Origin of the sequence: Protaetiibacter mangrovi (genome assembly GCF_024752305.1) — a bacterium.
Lineage (GTDB): Bacteria > Actinomycetota > Actinomycetes > Actinomycetales > Microbacteriaceae > Homoserinibacter > Homoserinibacter mangrovi.
Window position 1 is genome coordinate 436,228 of the sequence record NZ_JANTHX010000004.1, and the last position, 17,517, is coordinate 453,744.

A 17,517-nucleotide genomic window follows, 5' to 3' on the forward strand; every position below is an offset into this window, starting at 1 on the left:
GGGGTCACCCGAACTTGCCGGAGACGTAGTCCTCGGTGGCCTTCACGGACGGGTTCGAGAAGATCGTCGTGGTGTCGTCGTACTCGATGAGCTTGCCGGGCTTGCCGGTGCCCTCGATGTTGAAGAACGCCGTCTTGTCGGAGACGCGCGACGCCTGCTGCATGTTGTGGGTCACGATCACGATCGTGTACTCGGTCTTCAGCTCCTCGATGAGGTCCTCGATGGCGAGGGTCGAGATCGGGTCGAGGGCCGAGCAGGGCTCGTCCATCAGGATGACCTCGGGCGACACCGCGATCGTGCGCGCGATGCAGAGACGCTGCTGCTGGCCGCCGGAGAGACCCGAGCCCGGCTTGTCGAGGCGGTCCTTCACCTCGTTCCACAGGTTCGCACCCATGAGCGACTTCTCGACGAGTTCGTCAGCCTCCTGCTTCGGCATGCGGGTGTTGTTGAGCCGCACGCCCGCGAGCACGTTCTCGCGGATCGACATCGTCGGGAACGGGTTCGGGCGCTGGAACACCATGCCCACCTGGCGCCGCACGAGCACCGGGTCGACGCCCGGGCCGTAGAGGTTGTTGCCGTCGATGAGCACCTCGCCGTCGACGCGCGCGCCCGGGATCACCTCGTGCATGCGGTTGAGCGTGCGGATGAAGGTCGACTTGCCGCATCCGGACGGGCCGATGAAGGCGGTCACCGTGCGCGGTTCGATCGTGAGGGTCACACCCTCGACGGCCCGGAACGTGCCGTAGTAGACGTCGAGGTCGCGGACTTCGATGCGCTTGGACATGGGTTCCTAACCGATCAGCGCCCGGTCTTGGGCGAGAAGTAGTGGGACACGATTCGGGCGATCGCGTTGAGCAGCGCCACGATGAGGATGAGGGTGAGCGCGCCGGCCCACGAGCGGTCGAAGTAGAACTGCGCGTCGGTGCCGGGGCTCACGTACTGCGTGTAGACGAACACCGGCAGCGACATCATGCGCTCCGAGAACGGGTTGTAGTTCATCGACGCGGTGAAGCCGGCCACGATGAGCAGGGGCGCCGTCTCGCCGATGACGCGCGAGATCGAGAGCATGATGCCCGTCGTGATGCCCGCGATCGAGGTCGGCAGCACGACCTTCGCGATGGTGCGCCACTTGGGCACCCCGAGCGCGTAGGAGGCCTCGCGCAGCTCGTTGGGCACGAGGCGGATGATCTCCTCGCTCGAGCGCACCACCACCGGGATCATGAGGATCGACAGGGCGACCGAGCCGGCGAAGCCCATCCGCACGCCCTCGCCGAAGATCAGGGCGAACACCGCGTAGGTCGCGAGGCCCGCGACGATCGAGGGGATGCCGGTCATCACGTCGACGAAGAAGGTGATGCCCTTGGCGAGGCGGCCGGTGCCGTACTCGACGAGGTAGATCGCCGTCATGAGCCCGACCGGGATCGAGATGACCGCGGCGAGACCCGTGATCAGCAGGGTTCCGACGATGGCGTGCAGCGCGCCGCCGCCCTCGCCGACGACGTTGCGCATCGACTGGCTGAGGAACGTGCCGTTGAGGAAGGTCGGCAGGCCGTTGACGACCACCGTCAGGGTCAGCCAGATCAGCGGGATGAGGGCGAGCACGAACGCGCCCGTCACGAGCGAGGTGATGAGGCGGTTGGTCGCCTGGCGCGCACCCTCGACGAGGCGCGACAGCAGCCAGTTGGCGAACACGAACAGCACCACGCCGCCGATGATCCCGAGGATCCAGTTGAACTCGCCCTCGGGGCTCCCCATGATCGCGGCCGCGCCGAGCGAGACCACCAGGGCGACGGCGAGCACGGCCCACGGCGTCCACCGGGGCAGCTTGCCCGCGGTGTAGGAGTTGGCGATCACGCGCGGTGCCTGGGTTCCGGTCGTCATCAGTTGGCTCCCGAGAATTCCTTGCGCAGCGAGACCGCCCACCGCGCGACCGAGTTCACCGCGAAGGTGATGACGAAGAGGATGAGGCCGGTCGCGATGAGCACGTTCACGCCGATGCCGTGGGCTTCGGGGTAGTTGAGCGCGATGTTCGCGGGGATGGTCGTCGGGTTCTGCGAGCTCGTCAGCACGAAGCTGATGATGACGGCGGGCGAGAGCACCATGGCCACGGCCATCGTCTCGCCGAGGGCGCGGCCGAGGCCGAGCATGACGGCCGAGATGATGCCGGGGCGACCGAACGGCAGCACCGCCATCCGGATCATCTCCCAGCGGGTCGCGCCGAGCGCGAGCGCCGCCTCCTCGTGGAGCTTCGGCGTCTGCAGGAACACCTCGCGGCAGAGCGCGGTGATGATCGGCAGGATCATGACGGCGAGCACGATCGCCACCGTCAGGATGGTGCGCCCGGTGCCCGACACGGGCGGGGTGAACAGCGGGAACCATCCGGCGTTGTCGACCAGCCAGGCGTAGAAGGGCTGGATGGCGGGGGCGAGCACGCCGGCGCCCCAGAGGCCGTAGACGACCGACGGCACCGCGGCGAGCAGGTCGATCGTGTAGCCGAGGCCCTGGGCGAGGCGGCGCGGTGCGTAGTGCGAGATGAAGAGCGAGATGCCGAGGGCGATGGGCACCGCGATGATGAGCGCGAGGGCCGCGGCCCACACGGTGCCGAAGACGAGGGGGCCGACGTAGCTCCAGAAGCTGTCGGGCGAGCCCTTGATCTCGGCCGGGTCGACCAGGAACGCGGGGATCGACTGGGCGACCAGGAAGATGGCCACCGCGGCGAGCACGACCAGGATGAGGGTTCCCGCGGCGAGCGCTGCGCCGGAGAACAGGGTGTCTCCGAGCCGCTTCTTCGCGGCGATCCGGGCCGGGGCGGCGGTCATGGGTCCTCGTCTTGGTCGGTGTCGGGTTCAGTGTGTCGGGCTGCGGCCCCCGGTGCAAATGCCCGGGGACCGCAGCCCGACACAGGTGTTACTTGATCGACGCGATCGCGTCGGCGACCTTCGCCGACAGGTCGTCCGAGAGCGGGGCGGCGCCCGCCGACTCGGCGGCGACCGACTGGCCGTCGGCGCTCGTGATGTAGCCGATGTAGGCCTTCACGAACTCGGCCTTGGCCGGGTCGGCGTACTCCTGGCAGACGATGCTGTACGAGACGAGCACGAGCGGGTAGTGGCTCGGGTCGGTCGTGGTGCGGTCGAGCTTGAACGCGAGGTCGTTCGCGTCGCGGCCGTCGGCGAGGGGCGAGTCGGCGACGACGGCGGCCGCGGCCTCCGGCGTGTACGACACGAACTCGTCGCCCACCTTGATCGCGGCGGTGCCGAGCGAGCCGGCCTTCGACGCGTCGGCGTAGCCGATGGTGCCCGAGCCGTTGGTGACGGCGTCGACGACACCGGTCGTGCCCTGGGCGCCCTCACCGCTCTGGAACGGGAAGGTGTCGGCCGCCTTCTGGTCCCACACGGTGGGAGCCGTCTGGCCGAGGTAGTCGGTGAAGTTCTTGGTCGTACCCGAGTCGTCCGAGCGGTGCACCGCGGTGATCGCCAGGTCGGGGAAGGTCACGCCGTCGTTGAGGGCGGCGATCGCCGGGTCGTTCCAGTTGGTGATGTCGCCCTTGAAGATCTTGGCGAGGGTGTCGGAGTCGAGGTTCAGCTCGTCGACGCCGTCCACGTTGAAGATCACCGCGATGGGCGAGATGTAGGTCGGGATGTCGAGCGCCTTGGAGTCGGCGGCGCACGACTCGAAGGTGCCGGCGAGCTCGTCGTCCGAGAGGGCCGAGTCGGAGCCGGCCCAGTCGGAGCCGCCGGCGATGAAGGTCGCGCGGCCCGCGCCCGAACCGGTCGGGTCGTAGTTGATGGTCACATCCGGGTTGGCGGTCTGGAAGGCGGCGATCCAGGCCTCCTGGGCGGAGCCCTGGGCCGAGGAACCGGCGCCGTTGAACGTGCCGGAGAGGGTGCTCGCCGAGCTCTCGTCGCCGGACGGCGTCTCGTTCGAGGCGCACGAGGAGAGCGCGAGGGCGCCCACCATCGCGAGGGCGGCGATGCCACCGATACGCGTGATCTTCACTGTGTTCCCTTCGGGAATGTCGGTCAGGGGTGATTCGAGGCTCTTGGCGGCCTCGATCCCCGACGCTAGGAAGCGACGGTGACCAGGTTCGGCGGGAACGGTGAACGGAAGGTGAACGGAACGGTAACTACGTGGTCGGGCTGTGCACCTCGACGGCGACGATCCCGCTCTCGGGGTCGTCGACCGGCACGTGCAGCACGGCGTACTCGCCGGTCGAGAGCGCGGCCGCGCGCTGCAGCTTGCTGCTGCCGGAGGTCCGCGTCTGCTCGGCGACCGCGGCGATGATCTGCGGCAGCACCGGACCGTGACTGCACAGCACCACCGACTCGCGCATCCGGATGCGGTCCGCCACGAGCTCCGCCACCGGTTTGCCGCCCGAGCGGTAGGCGTCCTGCGCGATCACGTGCTCCTCGTCGACCGGGAGCCCCGTCACGCGGGCCGTGGGGGCGATGGTGCGCAGGCAGCGCTCGGCCGTCGAGCTGACGAGGGTGCGCGGCCGGAACGCGGCGATGCCGTGCGAGACGCTCATCGACTGGTCGATTCCCCGCTGCATGAGCGGGCGCGTCGAGTCGGGGCCGTCCCAGTCCTCGGCCGGCACGGCCTTGCCGTGCCGCAGCGCGACGATCGCGAACGTGCGCGCGCGCCCCTGGGCGTACAGCTCGGCGAAGCGGTCGACGATGTCGAGGTCGTGCGGGTAGCTCAGCACCTTCGCGGCCTTCTTGAGCCCCACCCAGTGCAGCTCCTCGATCTCGTCGTTCGACACGAACGTCGAGTTCGCGATCGCCTCGCGGCTGACCTCCCCGGCCCAGTAGTAGACCTGCTTGTCGCGGCCTCCGGGGAGCTGGTATTCGACGACCCCGAGCGGGGCGCCCAGGCCGATGATGAGGCCCGTCTCCTCGGCGATCTCGCGCACGGCCGTCTCGGGCAGCGTCTCGCCCGGGTCGACCTTGCCCTTGGGAAGCGACACGTCCTTGTGCTGCGTGCGGTGCACGAGCAGCACCTTCGGCTTGCCCTTCTTGGAGACCTTCCAGCAGACGGCCCCGGCGGCCAGCACGGGGGCCTGGCTCATCGGGATCCTCCCGTCCGGCGACGGCTCGACACCTGCCGCCAGGTCGCGTCCTGCAGGTCGGTGAGCGGCTGGCCCTCCGCGTCGCGGTCGTGACGCAGCCATGCGCCGTCGGCCTCGAGCTCCCACGCCGAGGTGCTCGCATCCATCGCGAGGTCGAACAGCTCGGCCGTCTCGGCGATGTGGGCGGGCGCGTCGAGCCGCACGAGGGCCTCGACGCGGCGGTCGAGGTTGCGGTGCATCATGTCGGCGCTGCCGATGTAGACCTGCGGGTCGCCGTCGTTCGCGAACGCGAAGATGCGCGAGTGCTCGAGGTAGCGCCCGAGGATCGAGCGCACCCGGATGTTCTCGCTGAGCCCCGGCACCCCGGGCCGCAGGGAGCAGATGCCGCGCACCCACACCTCGACGGGCACCCCCGCCTGGCTCGCGCGGTAGAGCCCGTCGATGATGGCCTCGTCGACCATCGAGTTCACCTTGATCCGGATGCCGGAGGGCTTGCCGAGCCGCGCGTTGTCGGCCTCCTGCTCGATGTTCTTGAGCAGCGCCTTGCGCAGGTAGCGGGGTGCGACGAGCAGCCGCTTGAACTTCTTCTCGATGGCGTAACCCGAGAGCTCGTTGAAGAGCCGCGTGAGGTCCTTGCCGACGGTGTCGTCGTCGGTCAGCAGGCCGAGGTCTTCGTAGATGCGGCTGGTCTTCGGGTTGTAGTTGCCGGTGCCGATGTGGCTGTAGTGCTTGAGCTCGCCGCCCTCCTGACGCACGACGAGGGCGAGCTTGCAGTGGGTCTTGAGACCGACGAGACCGTAGACGACGTGGACGCCGGCCCGTTCGAGCTTGCGCGCCCAGGAGATGTTGGCCTGCTCGTCGAAGCGGGCCTTGATCTCGACGAGCGCGAGCACGGCCTTGCCCGCCTCGGCGGCGTCGATGAGCGCCTCGACGATGGGGCTGTCGCCGCTCGTGCGGTAGAGGGTCTGCTTGATGGCGAGCACGTTCGGGTCGGCCGCGGCCTGCTCGAGGAACGCCTGCACGCTCGTCGCGAACGACTCGTAGGGGTGGTGCAGCAGGATGTCGCCCTTGCTGATGGAGGCGAAGATGTCGGGCTTCTCGGTGGGTTCGGCGGGCTGCAGCGCGACCGAGGTCGTCGGCACCCGGCGCGGGTAGCGCAGCTCCGGGCGGTCGAGGCCCGACAGCTCGAAGAGGCCGCCGAGGTCGAGCGGGGAGGGCAGCCGGTACACCTCGCGGTCGGTGATGCGCAGCTCCTGCATGAGCAGCCCGAGGGTCACCTCGTCCATGTCGTCCGAGATCTCGAGGCGGATGGGCGAGCCGAAGCGTCGGCGCAGCAGCTCCTTCTCGAGCGCCTGCAGCAGGTTCTCGGTCTCGTCCTCCTCGATGACGACGTCCTCGTTGCGGGTCACCCGGAACTCGTGGTGCTCGAGCACCTCCATGCCCGGGAACAGCTCGCCGAGGTGGTTGGCGATCAGATCCTCGAGGGGGATGTAGCGGCGGATGCCGGTGGTCTCCGGCAGCTGCACGAACCGCGGCAGGTTGGTGGGCACCTTGAGGCGCGCGAACTCCACCTTGTCGGTCTTCGGGTTGCGCACCCGGATCGCGAGGTTGAGTGAGAGCCCGGAGATGTAGGGGAACGGATGCGCCGGGTCGACGGCGAGCGGCATCAGCACCGGGAAGATCTGGTTCTGGAAGATGTCGTGCACCCGCTCGCGGTCGACCTCGTCGAGGTCGCTCCAGTTCTCGATGTGGATGCCGGCATCGTCGAGCGCGGGCTTGACGAGGTCGTGGAACGCGCGCGCGTGGCGCTCCTGCAGCTCGTGCGCGCGCTCGGAGATGTCCTCGAGCACCTCGAGCGGGGCCCGGCCGACGTTGGTCGGAACGGCGAGGCCGGTGTCGATACGGCGCTTGAGGCCCGCGACGCGCACCATGAAGAACTCGTCGAGGTTCGAGGCGAAGATGGCGAGGAAGTTGGAGCGTTCGAGCAGCGGGAGGGCCGGGTCCTCGGCGAGTTCGAGCACCCGCTGGTTGAAGGCCAGCCAGCTGATCTCGCGGTCGAGGAAGCGGTCGGGAGGCAGCGTGCCGTCGTCGACGGGGGCGGGATCGGCCTCGTAGTCGTCGAGCAGATCGGCGGCCAGCGTCGCGTCTCCGAGCGGGCTGTTCGTCTCCATCGCCCCATCCTGCCAGCAATGGCGTGACGCATCCGTGAATAGGGGGCTACTGCTCCATGGATTCGGGGGAGGCGATCGCCCGGGCCGATCCGAGCATCGCGTCGAGGCGCGCGGCGCCGAGGCGCTCGGAGAGCTCGGCGGAGACGGCACGGGAGCTGCGTGCGGCGTCGAGGCAGAACGCGATGCCGCGTTCGGTGAGCTCGACGCGCACGGCCCGGCCGTCGTCGGGGTCGGGGCCGGTGCGCACGTAGCCGGCCTCCTCGACGTCGCGCACGAGCATCCCCATCGCCTGCCGGGTGAGTCCGGCGTGCGCTGCGAGATCGGTGATGCGGCTGCCGCCGGCGTCGAGCCCGGCGAAGACGGGCAGGTGCGCGGGTCGGATCGCGTCGTGGCCCCGGGCGTGCAGGTGCCGGAACAGGGCGCTCCGCGCCGCGCGCTCGGCGGCCCCGAGGGTCAGCGCGACGTCGGCGGCGAGCGCCTCGGCGAGCTCGTCGAGCTCGGATCCGTCCGACATGGGCAACGTCCTTGACAAATTAGGCAATCGACCTGACTATTTAGGAAAGCACCTTTACTAGTTCATCTCGACCGCAGAAAGCACATTATGCCGAACGACATCGTCCTCCCCGCCCGGGGCACCGCCTTCCCCGCCCTCGACCTCGTCGACGCCGACGGGCACGTCGCGCCGCTCTCCGAGCTGATCGGCGGACGCCGCGCCGTCGTGCACTTCATGCGCTCGCCCAGCTGCCCGGTCTGCCTCGGCCACGGCGCCGTCCTGCAGCGGATGCGGTCGGCCGGCGAGATCCCCGACGTGCCCATCGTGTTCGTCGCACCCGGGGGAGCGGATGCGGCGGCCGAGGCGCAGGCGCGACTCGCCGGGCGCGGCATCGTCGTGCGCGCATCCGACGACGCGCACCCGGCGCTCGGCCTCGGCCGCTTCCTCGCGCTGCAGCACAGCGGCACCTTCGTGCTCGACGCGGACGGCGCGGTGCTCTCGGCCGTGTCGGCGGCGATCCCGACCGCGAGCTTCTCGCGCGCGGCGACGATCGACGCGCTGCGGGACTAGACCCCGACCTGCTCGTCCTCGTAGACGTTGAAGCGATAGCCGACGTTGCGCACCGTGCCGATCAGCGACTCGAGGTCGCCGAGCTTCGCGCGCAGGCGGCGCACGTGCACGTCGACGGTGCGGGTGCCGCCGAAGTAGTCGTACCCCCACACCTCGCTGAGCAGCTGCTCGCGCGTGAACACGCGGCTCGGGTGGGTGGCGAGGAAGCGCAGCAGCTCGAACTCCTTGAAGGTGAGGTCGAGCGGGCGACCGTGCACCTTCGCCGAGTAGCTCGCCTCGTCGATCACGACGCCGGAGGCCTGGATCTTGGAGACCGAGTTCTCCTTGGCGAGCCGGTCGATCACCAGGCGGATGCGGGCGTCGACCTCGGCGGGACCGGCGGTCGACAGGATGACCTCGTCGACCCCCCAGTCGGCGGAGACCGCGGTGAGCCCGCCCTCCGTCAGCACGAGCACGAGCGGCACGCCGAGCCCGGTGGTGCGGAGGATCTTGCACAGCGACTTGGCGCTCGCCAGATCCTGACGCGCATCGACGAAGACGAGGTCCGAGGTGGGCGCGTTGACGAGAGACGCGGGCTCCGCGGGGATCACGCGCACGCGGTGGCTGAGCAGTCCCAGCGCCGGCAGCACATCCGTGTCGGCGGCGGAGCTCAATATCAGCAGCTGCGCCACGCAGGTCCTTTCGAGGCGGTATCGGGTCTCGTCGCTAGGGCACAGTGTACGCAGGCCCGGGCCCGCGGCTCTCCTCGGGCCCCGCGCGGGGCCCCGGACGGGGGGCGACGCCGTAGGCTGGGCACCGTGTCCAGCTCGTTGCGCAGCGTGATCCCCGTCTGGGTCCTCGCCCTCGTCGGCGCCGTCGCGGTCGCGTTCATCGCATCCGCCGCCCCGCTCGTCTGGCTGCCCGTCGTGTTGGCGCTCGCGGTGCTGCTCACCTTCACCATCCAGCTCTCCCTCGCGCGCAAGGAGGGGTTCGTGGAGCGGATCGTGGCGAGCCTCGGCGGGGCGTTCCTCATCCTCGTGCTCGCGACGCTGCTCATCTGGGCGTTCGGCGGCCTGACGGCCGGCGCGGCCTGATCGCACTAGACTCGATCCCATGATGCTGGCGCTCGAGCTCTTCTTCATCGGTCTGCTCGGCCTCGCGACGCTCTCCATCGGGGCCGTCTCGGTCGTCGTGCTCTACAACCTCTTCCGCGGCCAGCGCTGAGGCCGTGTTCGAGCTCGACGTCGACCTGCCGGCCGAACTCGTCCCGCTCTCCTGGCTGATCGGCGTCTGGGAGGGCAGCGGTGTCGTGGCCTACAAGGTGGGCGACGAGGTGCGCGAGCACGAGTTCGGGCAGCGCGTCGCGTTCAGCCACGACGGCACCCCGCACCTGCAGTACTCGTGCACCGCGTGGCTGCTGCCCGAGACCGACGCCGCGGCGTCCGATGACGACGTGGCGCCGCATCCGCGCCATCTGTTCTCGGAGATCGGCTACTGGCGGCTTTCGCGCCCGCTCGTCGACGCCGACGACGGCCCGGCGATGCTCCCCGGCACAGCAGCGCCGATCTTCCGGACCGCCGACGCCGTCGAGACGCTGCGCAACGGTCGCGGCGCCTTCGACATCGAGGTGATGCTCGTGCAGCCGGGCGGGGTCAGCGAGCTCTACCTCGGCGAGATCAACGGCCCGCGCATCGACCTCGCGACGGATGCCGTGCTGCGTTCCGGCACGGCGAAGGACTACGCCGCGGCCACCCGCCTCTACGGTCTCGTCGACGACCACCTGCTGTGGGCGTGGGACATCGCGGCACTCGGCCAGGACCTGCGCACCCACGCGTCGGGGCGGTTGGGGCGCGTCGAATGACCTCCCCCTTCGCGGATCGGGACGGCGCCGTGGGCGACCCGCCCGAGCACTACGGCGACCCGATCGGCGAGCAGCGTCCGCTCGCCGCCGGAACCGCGATCGTCGACCTCTCCGACCGCGACGTCGTCTCGCTCACCGGACCCGACCGCCTTCGCCTCGTCGACTCGCTCACCTCGCAGTCGCTCGCGGGCCTCGCGCCGGGCGACTCCGCCGAGACCCTGCTGCTCGACCCCTCGGGCCGCATCGAGTACGCCGCGCGCGTGCTCGACGACGGCGAGGTCGCGTGGCTGCTGATGGATGCGGGCACGGGTGCCGGTTTCGCCGCCTTCCTCGACCGGATGCGGTTCATGCTGCAGGTCGTCGTCGCCGACCGCTCGGGCGAGTTCGCGACCGTCGGCACCTTCGGCGACGCCCCCGCCGCCACCGCGGCGCCGAACGGGGTGCCGCTGGTCTGGGTCGACCCCTGGGGCGTCGTGCAGGCGGGCGGATTCCAGTACGCCGCCGGCACGCATCCGGCCGACGGCTGGAGCTACCGCGAGGCGCTCGTGGAGCGCGAGCGGCTGCCCGAACTGGCCGGACTGCCCGCCGCGGGAACCCTCGCGCTCGAGGCGCTGCGGATCGCCGCCTGGCGCCCGCGGGCCGCGACCGAACTGGACGGCACCTCGCTGCCGCACGAGTTCGACTGGCTCCGCTCGGCCGTTCACCTCGCGAAGGGCTGCTACCGCGGCCAGGAGACGGTCGCCAAGGTGCACAACCTCGGCCACCCCCCGCGGCGGCTCGTGATGCTGCACCTCGACGGCTCCGACGGCGTGCTGCCCGCGGCCGGCGACGAGGTGCGGCTCGGCCGCCCCGATTCCGAGGGCGCCGCGGTCGGACGCGTCACCGCCGCCGCCTGGCACCACGAGCTCGGACCGGTGGCGCTGGCGATCCTCAAGCGGTCCGCGGATCCGGCATCCGAGCTCACGGTCGTCGTCGACGACGTGCTCGTGCCGGCGGCCCAGCAGGTGATCGTGCCGCCCGACGCGGGCGCGACCGCCGACGTGCCGCGCATCCCGCGCCTGGGTGCGGTGCGGCGCTGAGGTGACGGAGCGGTCCGACGCGAGCGTGAGCGCCGAGCTGCGCCGACTCGAGCGCCGGGTGCGGCGCCAGGTGGACCTGCGGATGGCGGGTCGTCGGGTGTGGGAGTCGCTCCCCGCGATCCTGCAGATCCTCACCGCGGTGGCCGCCGCCTACGCGATCGCCCACTGGGGTCTCGGACATGCCGTGCCGCTCCTCGCGATCACGGTGACCATCAACTCGCTCGGCTTCACCCGCGACGCCCGGCCCGTGCGGGTGGCCGAGTCGGTCGTCGGCATCCTGCTGGGGATCGCCCTCGGCGACGCGCTCGCACTGCTCGTCGGGCGCGGCCTCTGGCAGCTGCTGCTCGTGCTCGCCGCGGTGTTCGTGGTGGGCCGCGCCGTCTCGGCGAACCCGTCGTTCGCGGTGGCGGCGGCCGTGCCGTCGGCGCTCGTCGTGATGCTGCCCGATCCGGTCGGCGGTCCGTTCACGCGCTCCCTCGACGGCCTCGTCGGCGGGGTCGTCGCGCTGCTCGTCACCGCGCTCATCCCGCGCGACCCGCGTCGCTCGGCGGCCCGCGACGGCCGCGCCCTGTTCTCGGTGCTCGAGGAGTCGCTCGGCTCGATCGTCGACGCGCTCGCGCACGCGGACCCCGCGGCCGCGGACCTCGCCCTCACCCGACTGCGGCGCACCCAGCCGCTCGTCGACGCCTGGGGCACCTCGCTCGACTCGGCGATCTCGATCGCCCGCATCTCGCCGTGGGTCAACCGGCACCTGCCCGAGCTGCGGCGCAGCACCCGGGTGCTGCGGGGCGCGGACCTGGCGACCCGTCACCTGCGCACGATCGCCCGCCGCTCCGAGTTCCTGGTGCGCGACGGCCGTGCGCGGCCGGCGCTCGCCGGGCTCGTCTCGCAGCTCGCCTCGGGGGTGCGCATGCTCGGGCGCGAGCAGGACGACCCCGAGCTCGCGGGGGCCGCACGGGCGGACCTCACGCGCCTCGCCGCGCGGCTCGACCCGGCCGAGGTGCTGCCCGGTGCCCCCGTGACGGACGTCGCCATCCTGCTGCTGCTGCGCCCGCTCGCCGTCGACCTGCTCGACGCATCCGGTCTCGACCCCGACGCCGCGCGCGCCCTGCTGCCCCCCGTGGCGTGACCCCTACCCGAGGCGTCACTTTGTGTCGCCTCCCAGCAGCTTTGGACGACCCAAATCGACGCCTCACAGGCACACCTGCCGACGGGAGAGATCGAGGCGTCACTTTGTGTCGCTTGCGTGGTGAGGGACGCGACGCAAAGTGACGCCTCGAGAACGAGCCTCAGGGGTTCGGGGCGACGGCGAGCCAGGGGAGGGCGAGCTCGCCGAGACGCCAGCGGGCTCGGCCGCCGAGCGGCGGGGTGTCGAGCACGGGCCACGAGTCGCGGACGGATGCCACGGCCGCCTGCCAGCGCTGCACCGGCCCGTAGACCGACAGCGGCGCATGCGTCGCCCACGCCCGGTCGAGGTCGACGAGCAGCGCGTGCACGCGCTCGCCCGGCACGTTGCGGTGGATGAGCGCCTTCGGCAGCCGCTCGGCCACGATCGAGGGCGCCTCGAGCTCGGCCAGGCGCAGCGAGATCGTGAAGGTGTGCGGCCCGTCGGCGTCGAGCGTCACCCAGCTCGAGATCCGCCCCAGCTCGTCGCAGGTGCCCTCGACGAGCTGCCCGCCGGGGGCGAGGCGCGTGCCCATCCGCGCCCAGGCATCGGCGACCTCCGCCTCGTCGTACTGCCGCAGCACGTTGAACGCCCGGATGATCGCGGGCCGGCGCCCGCCGTCGGTCGGCACCTCGAAGCCGCCGAGCCGGAAGCTCACCCCCGGCGCGGCGGCCGCGGAGGCGAGGCGCACCCGCTCGGGGTCGATCTCGATGCCGAGCACCTCCACGTCCGAGCGCACCCGCGCGAGCCGCGCCCGCAGCTCGTTGCTCGTGGTGGCGGACGCCCCGTAGCCCAGGTCGACGACGAGCGGATCCTCCGCCGCCCTGAGCGCCGGCAGCGCGGCGATCCACCGGTCCACCCGGCGCAGCCGGTTGACCCCGGTGGTGCCGCGCGTGATCCGTCCCTCCGGCCTGCCCGCTCTCGCCATCGCGCCCCACGTTATCGCCGCCTGGGTAGGCTTTCCGCATGACCTCCACGCTCATCCTGCTGCGCCACGGCAACTCCGAATGGAACCAGAAGAACCTCTTCACCGGATGGGTCGACGTGCGGCTCTCGGAGCAGGGCGTCGCCGAGGCGAAGCGCGCCGGCGAGCTGCTCGCCGAGTCCGGGCTGGCGCCCGAGATCCTCTACACGAGCGTGCTCACCCGCGCCATCCAGACCGCGAACCTCGCACTCGAGGTGGCCGACCGGCTGTGGATCCCGGTCAAGCGCAGCTGGCGCCTCAACGAGCGCCACTACGGTGCGCTGCAGGGACTCGACAAGGCCGAGACCCTCGAGAAGTACGGCCCCGAGCAGTTCCAGACCTGGCGCCGCAGCTTCGACACCCCGCCGCCGCCGCTCGACGACGACGCCCCGTACAGCCAGGTGGGCGACGAGCGCTACGCCGACCTCCCCGACGCGGAGCTGCCGCGCACCGAGAGCCTGAAGCTCGTGATCGACCGCATGCTGCCCTATTGGTTCTCGGACATCACGACCGACCTCGCCGCCGGCAGGACGGTGCTCGTCACGGCCCACGGCAACTCGCTGCGCGCGCTCGTGAAGCACCTCGACGGCATCAGCGACGCCGACATCGCCGAGCTCAACATCCCGACCGGCATCCCGCTCGTCTACGAGCTCGACGACGACTTCCGCCCCACCGCCCCCGGCCGCTACCTCGACCCCGAGGCCGCCGAGGCCGGGGCCGCCGCGGTCGCCGCCCAGGGCAAGAAGTAGGGTCCGCGGGGCGCCGGCAGGTCGGTGGCACGATGCTCCCCGAGCCGGACAACGCCGCGTCGATGTGGGTGCTGCTCTTCTGGGGCTTCATCCAGTTCGTCGTCGGCGCAGGGCTCGTCGTGCTGGCGTACGTTGCCATCTCCCGGGCGCTCGGGTACGGCGTGGAAGCCGGGAGGAAGGCTCTCCGGCGGAGCAGACCCGACAGGTCCCCTGCCGAATCCGAGCCCCACAACTGAGTCGAAAGGTCGCCCCATGCTCGTCGCGTTCTCCGTCGCCCCGTCCGGAACGGGGGATGCCGACGGCTCGGTGCACGACGCCGTCGCCGCCGCCGTGCAGATCGTGCGCGAGTCGGGGCTGCCGAACCGCACCACCTCGATGTTCACCGAGCTCGAGGGGGAGTGGGACGAGGTCATGGACGTCGTCAAGCGCGCCACGGATGCGGTGGCCGCCTACGGCTCGCGGGTGTCGCTCGTGCTGAAGGCCGACATCCGCCCCGGGTACTCGGGCGAGCTGGACGGCAAGGTCGAGCGCCTCGAGCGCGCGATCGACGAGCTCGGCTCCTAGCCGTCACTCGGCCGAGCGGCGCGAGACCCAGGCGGCCACCTCGGCGCGTCGCGACATGCCGAGCTTGGCCAGGATGTGCTCGATGTGCGCCGACGCGGTCTTCGGCGAGATCACCAGCCGCTCCGCGATCTCGCGATTCGTCGCGCCCGCCGAGACGAGCGCCGCGACCTCGAACTCGCGGGCCGTGAGCGGTCCGGTCGAGCCGGGCGCGTCGGCGTCCAGCCGCACGGATGCCGCCATCCGCGCCAGCAGGGGAGCGTCGGCCTCCTCGGCGCGGCGCCGCGCCTCCGCGACGAGTCTCGCGGCCTCTCCGAGCCGCCGGGCGCGGGCCGCACAGCGGGCGAGGTCGAGCTGCGCCTGCACGCCCTCCCACATCCGGCCCCGGGCGAGCCACGCCGCGGCCGCGGACTCGAGCAGCGGCCGGGCGGTGTTGGTGCGCCCCTCGGCGAGCTGGAGCACCCCCTCGGCGTGGTCGAGCGCGGGCAGGGTGCCGGGGATGCCGCGGTGCCGCACGAGCGACCCCGCGCGGTCGAGCCACTCGCGGGCCCCCTCGTGGTCGCGGGCGGCGAGACGGGCGCGCACCCCGGTCAGCACGAACGGGAACAGGTAGGCGGCGTCGTCGACGGCCGCGGACTCGCGGTACCCGTCCTCCACGAAACCGATCGCGGCATCCGGATCGCCGCCGTGCAGCGCCGCCTCGGCGAGCCCCCAGAGGGCGGGGCTCACCCGCTGCAGCTCCTCCATCCGCCGTCCGAGTTCGAGGGAACGTCGCAGGTGCTCGCGGGCCAGGTCGAGGCGCCCGCGGGCGAGCTCCACGTAGCCGAGCACCTTGAGGGCCTCGATCTCGGTGGTGATGCCGTGACCATCCGCCAGCGCGCGCTGCGCGTCGCGCTCCGCGCCGGGGGCACCGGTCGCCCAGCGCACGTGACCCCGATGGGCGCGCAGATAGTGGTGGTCGTTCCAGCGCTCGGCCGCCGCGGTGAACTCGAGGCCCTCGTCGAGCCAGCGCGTCGCGATCCCGTACTCGACGAGCACGGATGCGGAGGTCGCGATCATCCGCCGGGCACGCACGGCGGCCGCCTCGTGCTCGGTGCCCGCCTCGCGGATGACGCCCTCGAGTAGCTCCCAGCCCTCGGTCCGACCCGCGAACACCTGGACCGCTCCGAGGGTCGCCTGCACGTCGAGCCTGGCCGCGGGGTCGGCGTCGCGCTCCAGGCGGGTGAGCGCCTGCTGGCCGATGTCGATCGAGGCGTCGAGTCGCCGGGCGAGCATGTAGGCGGCCGCCTCGGCGCCGAGCAGGCGGCCCCACGCCGCGTCGCCGCCACCGCCGGGTGTCGCCTCGAGCCATCCGCGCGCCTCGGCGGCGAGGCCGATCCGCTGGGCGAGGTCGTCGCCGAGCAGGTGCCGCATCGCCATCAGCGGGGCCACGAGGGCCGCCGCACGGTCGACGTCGCCGACCTCCCGCAGCCGACGGATCGCATCCTCGAAGCGTGTCGCGGCGGCGGAGCTGTCGTCGATCGCCGCGAGCTCCGCGGCGCTGCAGGCGGTCAGCCGCGCGAGCTCCGCGGGGTCGACGTCGGCGGGCGCGGTGCGCAGCGCGCGGGAGTAGAGATCGGCGGCCTCGCGGTGCGCGGAGATGCCGGCGGCCGCGTCGGCCGCGCGGACGGCATGGGGGAAGGCCCGCTCGGGGAGTCCCGCGAGCTCGTACTGCTCGGAGAGGTAGGAGGCGCGAAGCCCCGCCCGCTCGGATGCCGCGGCGACCGCTTCGTGCAGGCGCCGTCGCCGCGTCACCGGGATCTCCTCGTAGAGGGCGTCCCGCAGCAGGGCGTGCCGGTAGTCGTACTTCGTCGCCGACAGCCGCTCGAGAAGGTGCTCGTCGCAGAGGTTGCGCAGCCGCTCCTCCAGCTCGTCGTCGCCGCGACCGCCCAGGATGTCGAGCAGCAGCGGGAACTCGAACGAGCATCCGATCACCGCGGCGGCCTCGGCCACGGTCTGCACCTCGGCGGGCAGCCCGGATGCGCGCTGCCGCACCGCCTCGGCGATGGTGTCGGGCACGAGGTGGGCGTCGCCGGCGGCGATGAGCTCCTCCACGTACAACGGGATGCCGTTGCTGCGCGTGAGCAGATCCTCGAGCAGCGCCGCGCTCGGCACCTCGCCGAGCAGCGACTCCGCCAGCCGGGCGGTGCCGTCCGCGTCGAGTGGGGCGAGCGGCGCCTCCTCGGCGAAGCGCTGGGCAAGCAGGTGGCTGCGCCAGACGGCGAGCGACGACCCCGGGCGCACCTCGTCGCTGCGGTAGGTCGCGACGACGAGTGCCGGGGCCCGGCGCACGAGGGGCGCGACGCGCTCCAGCACGTCGAGGCTCAACTCGTCCGCCCAGTGGAGGTCCTCGATGCGCAGCAGCGTCGCCTCCCCGGTCAGCACCTCCAGCACGAGGTCGGCGAGGTCGGCGACCAGGATGCGGTAGCGCCGGGCGGCGTCGCCCGAGGTGTCGTCGGCGCGCACCCGCGTCGCCAGGGCATCCGCCGGCTCGCCGCGCCCCGACTGGCGCAGGGCACGGGCGAGGTCGAACAGCACGGCGCCTGGGAATTCGGTGTCCTTCGGCCAGGCACGTGTCGTCAGGGTGGCGACGTCGGGGAGGCGACTGGCGATCTCGTCGAGCATCCGCGACTTGCCGATCCCCGCCTCGCCCGCGACCAGCAGGAACTGGCCGTCGCCGGCCGCCGCCTCGGCCCAGCGCCGCTCGGCGAGCGCGAGCACGTCGTCGCGGCCGACGAGCTCGGCGCGCACCCGGGCAGGTCGCCGGTCTGCGGTGGGGGATTCCGCGGTCACGACGTGAGCATAGGAGCGCTGACGCGCG

At 71.8% G+C, this 17,517-nt stretch carries 18 protein-coding genes; 8 read left to right on the top strand and 10 right to left on the bottom strand.

Annotation, left to right across the window (positions count from 1 at the left end; genetic code table 11):
- Nucleotides 1-4 precede the first annotated feature (4 nt).
- The 7 genes from pstB to NUH29_RS04340 form a co-directional block, all read right to left on the bottom strand.
- Nucleotides 5-784, bottom strand: a complete 780-nt coding sequence (gene pstB, locus NUH29_RS04310; protein WP_258797776.1) for a phosphate ABC transporter ATP-binding protein PstB — start codon at nucleotides 782-784, stop codon at nucleotides 5-7.
- A 14-nt stretch (nucleotides 785-798) separates the two neighbouring features.
- Nucleotides 799-1,881: a phosphate ABC transporter permease PstA gene (pstA, locus tag NUH29_RS04315; protein ID WP_258797777.1), complete on the bottom strand. Its 1,083-nt coding sequence runs from the start codon at nucleotides 1,879-1,881 to the stop codon at nucleotides 799-801.
- Complete coding sequence (pstC, locus tag NUH29_RS04320) at nucleotides 1,881-2,819, bottom strand: phosphate ABC transporter permease subunit PstC (protein WP_258797778.1); 939 nt, start codon at nucleotides 2,817-2,819, stop codon at nucleotides 1,881-1,883. The genes pstA and pstC overlap by 1 nt, the downstream gene beginning before the upstream one ends.
- Nucleotides 2,820-2,907: 88 nt before the next feature.
- Nucleotides 2,908-3,996 (bottom strand): phosphate ABC transporter substrate-binding protein PstS, encoded by a 1,089-nt coding sequence (gene pstS, locus NUH29_RS04325; protein WP_258797779.1) that lies wholly within the window; start codon nucleotides 3,994-3,996, stop codon nucleotides 2,908-2,910.
- A 127-nt stretch (nucleotides 3,997-4,123) separates the two neighbouring features.
- Complete coding sequence (locus NUH29_RS04330) at nucleotides 4,124-5,065, bottom strand: NUDIX hydrolase (protein ID WP_258797780.1); 942 nt, start codon at nucleotides 5,063-5,065, stop codon at nucleotides 4,124-4,126.
- Complete coding sequence (locus NUH29_RS04335) at nucleotides 5,062-7,236, bottom strand: RNA degradosome polyphosphate kinase (RefSeq protein WP_258797781.1); 2,175 nt, start codon at nucleotides 7,234-7,236, stop codon at nucleotides 5,062-5,064. The genes NUH29_RS04330 and NUH29_RS04335 overlap by 4 nt, the downstream gene beginning before the upstream one ends.
- Before the next feature lie 46 nt (nucleotides 7,237-7,282).
- Nucleotides 7,283-7,750, bottom strand: a complete 468-nt coding sequence (locus tag NUH29_RS04340) for a MarR family winged helix-turn-helix transcriptional regulator (RefSeq protein WP_258797783.1) — start codon at nucleotides 7,748-7,750, stop codon at nucleotides 7,283-7,285.
- An 87-nt stretch (nucleotides 7,751-7,837) separates the two neighbouring features.
- Between NUH29_RS04340 and NUH29_RS04345 the strand changes: the two genes are divergently transcribed.
- Nucleotides 7,838-8,299: a hypothetical protein gene (locus NUH29_RS04345; protein ID WP_258797784.1), complete on the top strand. Its 462-nt coding sequence runs from the start codon at nucleotides 7,838-7,840 to the stop codon at nucleotides 8,297-8,299.
- On the opposite strand, the gene NUH29_RS04350 is transcribed toward NUH29_RS04345, so the two are convergent.
- Nucleotides 8,296-8,970, bottom strand: a complete 675-nt coding sequence (locus tag NUH29_RS04350) for a response regulator transcription factor (protein WP_258797785.1) — start codon at nucleotides 8,968-8,970, stop codon at nucleotides 8,296-8,298. The two genes, NUH29_RS04345 and NUH29_RS04350, sit on opposite strands and share 4 nt — an antisense overlap.
- 126 nt (nucleotides 8,971-9,096) lie before the next feature.
- Here NUH29_RS04350 and NUH29_RS04355 point away from each other — a divergent pair, with 126 nt between their 5' ends.
- From NUH29_RS04355 to NUH29_RS04370, 4 genes are all read left to right on the top strand, one after another.
- Entirely contained in the window at nucleotides 9,097-9,372 is a 276-nt protein-coding gene (locus NUH29_RS04355; protein ID WP_258797786.1) for a hypothetical protein, read from the top strand.
- A gap of 134 nt (nucleotides 9,373-9,506) precedes the next feature.
- Nucleotides 9,507-10,139 carry a nitrobindin family protein gene (locus NUH29_RS04360; protein WP_258797787.1) on the top strand — a complete coding sequence of 211 codons (633 nt, stop codon included), beginning with the start codon at nucleotides 9,507-9,509 and terminating at the stop codon, nucleotides 10,137-10,139.
- Nucleotides 10,136-11,218, top strand: a complete 1,083-nt coding sequence (gene ygfZ / locus NUH29_RS04365; protein WP_258797788.1) for a CAF17-like 4Fe-4S cluster assembly/insertion protein YgfZ — start codon at nucleotides 10,136-10,138, stop codon at nucleotides 11,216-11,218. The genes NUH29_RS04360 and ygfZ overlap by 4 nt, the downstream gene beginning before the upstream one ends.
- Nucleotide 11,219: 1 nt before the next feature.
- The gene (locus tag NUH29_RS04370) at nucleotides 11,220-12,347 is read left to right on the top strand and encodes an FUSC family protein (RefSeq protein WP_258797789.1); all 1,128 of its coding nucleotides are present in this window, start codon (nucleotides 11,220-11,222) and stop codon (nucleotides 12,345-12,347) included.
- Between the two features lie 160 nt (nucleotides 12,348-12,507).
- On the opposite strand, the gene NUH29_RS04375 is transcribed toward NUH29_RS04370, so the two are convergent.
- Nucleotides 12,508-13,311: a class I SAM-dependent methyltransferase gene (locus NUH29_RS04375; RefSeq protein ID WP_258797790.1), complete on the bottom strand. Its 804-nt coding sequence runs from the start codon at nucleotides 13,309-13,311 to the stop codon at nucleotides 12,508-12,510.
- Between the two features lie 38 nt (nucleotides 13,312-13,349).
- Between NUH29_RS04375 and NUH29_RS04380 the strand changes: the two genes are divergently transcribed.
- From NUH29_RS04380 to NUH29_RS04390, 3 genes are read left to right on the top strand one after another with little or no spacing between them, the layout of a single operon-like run.
- Nucleotides 13,350-14,096: a phosphoglyceromutase gene (locus NUH29_RS04380; protein WP_258797791.1), complete on the top strand. Its 747-nt coding sequence runs from the start codon at nucleotides 13,350-13,352 to the stop codon at nucleotides 14,094-14,096.
- Nucleotides 14,097-14,128: 32 nt separating this feature from the next.
- Nucleotides 14,129-14,332 (top strand): hypothetical protein, encoded by a 204-nt coding sequence (locus NUH29_RS04385; protein WP_258797792.1) that lies wholly within the window; start codon nucleotides 14,129-14,131, stop codon nucleotides 14,330-14,332.
- Between the two features lie 16 nt (nucleotides 14,333-14,348).
- On the top strand, nucleotides 14,349-14,660 hold the full coding sequence (locus tag NUH29_RS04390; RefSeq protein WP_258797793.1) for a thiamine-binding protein: 312 nt from the start codon (nucleotides 14,349-14,351) through the stop codon (nucleotides 14,658-14,660).
- Between the two features lie 3 nt (nucleotides 14,661-14,663).
- Here NUH29_RS04390 and NUH29_RS04395 read toward each other — a convergent pair whose 3' ends face one another.
- A complete protein-coding gene (locus NUH29_RS04395) occupies nucleotides 14,664-17,489 on the bottom strand; it encodes an ATP-binding protein (RefSeq protein ID WP_258797794.1) in 2,826 nt (941 codons plus the stop codon).
- Nucleotides 17,490-17,517 lie beyond the last annotated feature (28 nt).

Coding starts and splice junctions, on each gene's coding strand:
- pstB (WP_258797776.1), bottom strand. CDS start 784: ATGTCCAAGCGCATCGAAGTCCGCGACCTCGACGTCTACTACGGCACG.
- pstA (WP_258797777.1), bottom strand. CDS start 1,881: ATGACGACCGGAACCCAGGCACCGCGCGTGATCGCCAACTCCTACACC.
- pstC (WP_258797778.1), bottom strand. CDS start 2,819: ATGACCGCCGCCCCGGCCCGGATCGCCGCGAAGAAGCGGCTCGGAGAC.
- NUH29_RS04330 (WP_258797780.1), bottom strand. CDS start 5,065: ATGAGCCAGGCCCCCGTGCTGGCCGCCGGGGCCGTCTGCTGGAAGGTC.
- NUH29_RS04335 (WP_258797781.1), bottom strand. CDS start 7,236: ATGGAGACGAACAGCCCGCTCGGAGACGCGACGCTGGCCGCCGATCTG.
- NUH29_RS04340 (WP_258797783.1), bottom strand. CDS start 7,750: ATGTCGGACGGATCCGAGCTCGACGAGCTCGCCGAGGCGCTCGCCGCC.
- NUH29_RS04345 (WP_258797784.1), top strand. CDS start 7,838: ATGCCGAACGACATCGTCCTCCCCGCCCGGGGCACCGCCTTCCCCGCC.
- ygfZ (WP_258797788.1), top strand. CDS start 10,136: ATGACCTCCCCCTTCGCGGATCGGGACGGCGCCGTGGGCGACCCGCCC.
- NUH29_RS04375 (WP_258797790.1), bottom strand. CDS start 13,311: ATGGCGAGAGCGGGCAGGCCGGAGGGACGGATCACGCGCGGCACCACC.
- NUH29_RS04380 (WP_258797791.1), top strand. CDS start 13,350: ATGACCTCCACGCTCATCCTGCTGCGCCACGGCAACTCCGAATGGAAC.
- NUH29_RS04385 (WP_258797792.1), top strand. CDS start 14,129: ATGCTCCCCGAGCCGGACAACGCCGCGTCGATGTGGGTGCTGCTCTTC.
- NUH29_RS04390 (WP_258797793.1), top strand. CDS start 14,349: ATGCTCGTCGCGTTCTCCGTCGCCCCGTCCGGAACGGGGGATGCCGAC.